Below are 4,219 nucleotides of genomic sequence, written 5' to 3'. Positions count from 1 at the left end.
TTCTGTTCCTAGACAGTCAGAAACCTAGACAGGAAGCGGCGTGCGGCCGTTAAGGCGCTCCGAAACACCCACAGATGAAGCAGGAGAGCCGAGATTTTGCCCGGAAGACAGGTTTTCGGCCCCAAACCAGCTGTTATCGGCAAAATCTCCGTCGAATCGGTTCACGCACCGGGCACGCACCGGGCCGCACCGAGACAGCCGCGCGGCACGAGCGCCCGCGCTAGTGTCCTCGACCCGAGACCACGTCCGCGACCGACGCGATCGGCGATGTCGTCCGCCGCCGGGTCAGCTCGGCATGGTCGGCCAGCGAGTAGGCGCGGTAGAGCGCGTGCACGGCGAGCCAGCGCAGCGGCTCCGGCTCCCAGTTACGCACCCGGTGGTTCACCCACGGCAGCCGGGTGCGGCCTGTGTCGTTGCCGAGGATCAGGTCGGTCAGCGTGCGCCCGGCGAGGTTCGTCGTCGCCACCCCGGTGCCCACATAGCCACCGGCCCAGGCCAGCCCGGTCGCCGGGTCCAGCCCCACGGTCGCCGCCCAGTCGCGCGGCACGCCGAGCACCCCCGACCAGGCGTGGTCGATCTGCGCGCCAGCCGTCACTGGGAAGAACCGGGTCAGGATGCCTCGCAGCGCCTCCACCGTGCTCGCCGGAGTCCGCCCGTCGGAATCCGTCTGCGACCCGAACCGGTACGGCACGCCCCTACCGCCGATCGCGATGCGGTCGTCAATGGTGCGCTGCGCGTACATATAGGCGTGCGCCATGTCACCGAGGGTCTCCCGGCCCGCCCAGCCGATGCTCTGCCAGACGTCCGAGCTGAGCGGCGCGGTCGCGATCAGCGACGAGTTCATCGGCAGCCACGCCCGGTGCAGTCCCTTCAGGCCCGCCGTGAACCCCTCCGTCGCGCGCACCACGAACTCCGCCTCCACGGCGCCGCGGTCGGTGATCGCCCGGTGCGGCATGATCTCGCTGACCCGGGTATTCTCGAAGATCTCCACGCCGAGGCCCTCCACCACCCGGGCAAGCCCGGCCGCGAGTTTGGCGGGGTTGATGCGCGCGCAGTGCGGGTGCCACATCGCCCCGGTGGCACCGGCCACGTCGATACGGGCGCGCGCAGCCGCCGGGGAGAGGAGTTCGACATCCGTCATGTCCCAGGCCTGCTCCGACCGAGCGGATGCCTCCAGCCTTCGTTGCTGCGGCTGGTCGTAGGCCACGGTGAACTCGCCGCCCTTGACGATGTCGGCATCGACGCCCTCGGCCTCGGCGACCCGAATCACCTCGTCCACGGTCTCGTTCATGCCGGTCTGGAACCGGGCCGCCGCGTCCCGGCCGTGCGACTTCACGTACTGCTCGCGGCCGCCGGTGACCGAGTTGGTCAGCCAGCCGCCGTTCCGCCCTGACGCTCCGTAGCCGGCGAAGCGCTGCTCCACAATCACGATCCGAAGCGCCGGGGCCGCCTTCTTCAGGTAATAGGCCGTCCACAGCCCGGTATAGCCGGCACCCACGATGCACACATCGGCCGTCGTCGGCCCGGGCAGCGGGTCGCGGTTGGCCGGCCGGCCGAGCTGGTTCCACCAGAAGGAGACATCACCATTGATCATTCCCGCACCGCTTTCGTTCCGACGGATGTTTCGCGCTCAGTCACAGCATCATCTCGCATCCGGCTCGATCGGGCGGCAATCCCGATCCCCCCTGCCGGGATTCGCGTCGCGAGGATGGTACGCCGTTGCGCGGATGGCACGCCACGCGCGTAGCGGCGCACCACCCGCGCCGCGGCCGCAGCTATGCGCACGGGCATCCGCCTGGCACGTCGGAAGGTCGAGTGCGTCTCAGGACGCCAGCCGGTCCTCCATCCCCCAGGGCTGGCCGTAGCCGCCCTCGGTTTCGGGCGCGCTCATCAGGTCGAGGAACACCTTCGCATCGAAGGCCTCCGGGCCGAGCACGCCGATGCCGGTCCAGGTGCCAGCAGTTCCAGGGCGATCACCGGGTTCAGGGCGGTCTGCCAAACCACGCACTGGGTGTCGTATTCGCGCATCGTCCACTCGTTTTCGGCGACGTGGTAGAGGTAGACCTCGCGCGGCAGGCCGCCCGGACCCGTGCCGGTGACCCACACTCCCGCGCAGGTTTTGCCGGTCATCCGCGGGCCGATCGTGGCCGGGTCAGGCAGGCAGGCGGCCACCACATCGCGTGGGGCGACCAGCGCCGGGCCGGACGCGCTGCGCACCCGCACCGGGTCGACCCGGTCGAGGCCGAGCAGGTGCAGGGTCTTCAACACGCCGATGAATTCCTCACCGAGGCCGTACTTGAAGGTGACCCGATTCGCGTCGAGCCAGCGCGGCATCAGCACCACCTCCTCGTGCTCCACGTTCACGCATTCGACCCGGCCGATGCCCTCCGGAAAGTCGAACATCTCCGGTTCACTGAACGGCTCGGTGGTGAACCAGCCGCGGTCCTTCTCGAAGTTCAGCGGCGGGTTCAGGCACTCCTCGATCGTGGTCCAGATGCTGAATGATGGCGCGAAGATCTCGTTACCGGCGTCGTCGTGCACGACCAGGTTGGCACCGTCGCGCGTGCCGAGCTCCTCGATCTGCCGAAACAGGTGGTCCGAGGCGTAGCGGGCGAAGACATCCGAGAGCCCCGGCTCGACGCCCATGCCCACCAGGGCAAGGCGGCCGGCGGTCTCCCAGTCGGCGGTCTGCGCGAACTGGTCGTCGCCGAGCATGACCCCGGTCTGGCGGTAGGGGTCCGTGGGGTGCGGTTCGGACAGGCTCACGGCCATGTCGAGGTAGTCACAGCCGGCAGCGAGCGCCCCGGCGAACACCGTGGGCACGAACTTCGGCTCGACCGCGTTCATCACGTGGGTGGCGCCGTGCCTGAGCGCAACGGCGGCGACCATGTCCGGGTCGCCGGCGTCGATCTGCTCGGCGGAGAACCGGGCTGCCGCCGCGTGCCCGTGCTTCAGGCCGATTGCGACGATGGTGCGTTCCGCCCGGGCCAGGTCGTAGTCGCACACGATGACGTGCTCGAAGAACGTGCGCCTGGCGATGATCTTCGCGAACGCGTCTCCTACGCCGCCCGCCCCGACAAGGAGGATTCTCATGCGTCGACGCTACTCCGGGGCATCCGTTACCGATGCGGCTGCCGATGCGGCTGCCGACGCGCCCGTGCGCACGCGCGTCCGTGCGCCCGTGCGCTCCGCCCGAACCAATTCGACGGAGATTTTGCCCAAAACGCGCGATTTTGCCCCGATTAAGGGCTCTACGCGGAATTTCTCCGTCGAATTCGCAAGGGCGACGGATGCTGCGCCGCCAACTCGCGCTCTCCCTGGAGCTTCGCGGCGACCGGGGCCCAGAGCAGCACGGCGACGGACGCACCGAGCAGCAGCCCGCCGATCGTATCCGTGAGCCAGTGTGCGCCCAGATAGGTGCGGCTGACCATCATCAGAACCGTGTAGAGGGTGCCGGCCAGCCAAACCCAGACGCGCGGGAAGAGGATGCCGAGACAAACCGCCATGGTCGCCGCATTGGCGACATGGCCGGACGGAAAGGATCCGAAATCTGACATGACCAGCATGTCTTCCGGCCTATCCCGACCGAACAGTGATTTGAGTACCTGCACCAGTCCCGAGCTCACGATCGTGGCAACCACGAAGTAGCCGGCCGCCCACGGCCGTTTGAGCAGCAGCAGCGCCACCAGAATCAGCACCGGGATCACGATCACGCCGGCGATTCCGGCACCGAGGTAGTTCATCGTGAGCGAGAGATACTCCCAGACGGGCGCCCGGTGCTCGAGGATCTCATCCATCCACTCGGCGTCGATCTCCAGCGGGCGGCCGTTGCCGCGCAGCACGATCAGGGCGCCGAGCCCCACGGCCAGCAACAGCGCTGCGGACCCGCTGACCAGAGGCCACCGGCGGGCGATGCGTCGGGTGGCGGAGGTGGCTGCGGTCTCGGGGGCGCGCTCGCTCATCATCTGTCCATGCTAGATCGGTGCGGGCGTGCGGCTTCCCGCCCTGGCCATTTGCCGCGCATCTCCGGGGGCTTACTCAGGAGATCTGCGAAGCCGGTGGCGACGGATGCCGGAATCACGCGGCATCCGTCGCCACCTCGGCCACACCATCGGAAATCTGGCTCCCCTGCTGTATCCGTGGGTGTTTCGGAGCGCCTTAACGGCCGCACGCCGCTTCCTGTCTAGGTTTCTGACTGTCAAAGGAAAGAAACTTTATA

The 4,219-nt window shown here is 68.2% G+C and carries 2 protein-coding genes and 1 pseudogene; all 3 read right to left on the bottom strand.

Translation table 11 applies throughout. From position 1 onward, the window contains the following. Positions 1-220: 220 nt before the first annotated feature. Complete coding sequence (locus E3O28_RS01235) at positions 221-1,594, bottom strand: FAD-binding oxidoreductase (RefSeq protein ID WP_134415054.1); 1,374 nt, start codon at positions 1,592-1,594, stop codon at positions 221-223. 228 nt (positions 1,595-1,822) lie between these two features. Beyond that, positions 1,823-3,093, bottom strand: a pseudogene (locus tag E3O28_RS01230) (saccharopine dehydrogenase C-terminal domain-containing protein). Between the two features lie 158 nt (positions 3,094-3,251). Beyond that, positions 3,252-3,965: a phosphatase PAP2 family protein gene (locus tag E3O28_RS01225; RefSeq protein WP_233191097.1), complete on the bottom strand. Its 714-nt coding sequence runs from the start codon at positions 3,963-3,965 to the stop codon at positions 3,252-3,254. Positions 3,966-4,219 lie beyond the last annotated feature (254 nt).

Origin of the sequence: Cryobacterium sp. TMT2-14 (assembly GCF_004402465.1) — a bacterium.
Classification (GTDB): domain Bacteria; phylum Actinomycetota; class Actinomycetes; order Actinomycetales; family Microbacteriaceae; genus Cryobacterium; species Cryobacterium sandaracinum.
Note: the sequence above shows the minus strand (reverse complement) of the source record. Positions and strands in the feature narration are given on the sequence as shown.

Coding starts and splice junctions, on each gene's coding strand:
- E3O28_RS01235 (WP_134415054.1), bottom strand. CDS start 1,594: ATGATCAATGGTGATGTCTCCTTCTGGTGGAACCAGCTCGGCCGGCCG.
- E3O28_RS01225 (WP_233191097.1), bottom strand. CDS start 3,965: ATGATGAGCGAGCGCGCCCCCGAGACCGCAGCCACCTCCGCCACCCGA.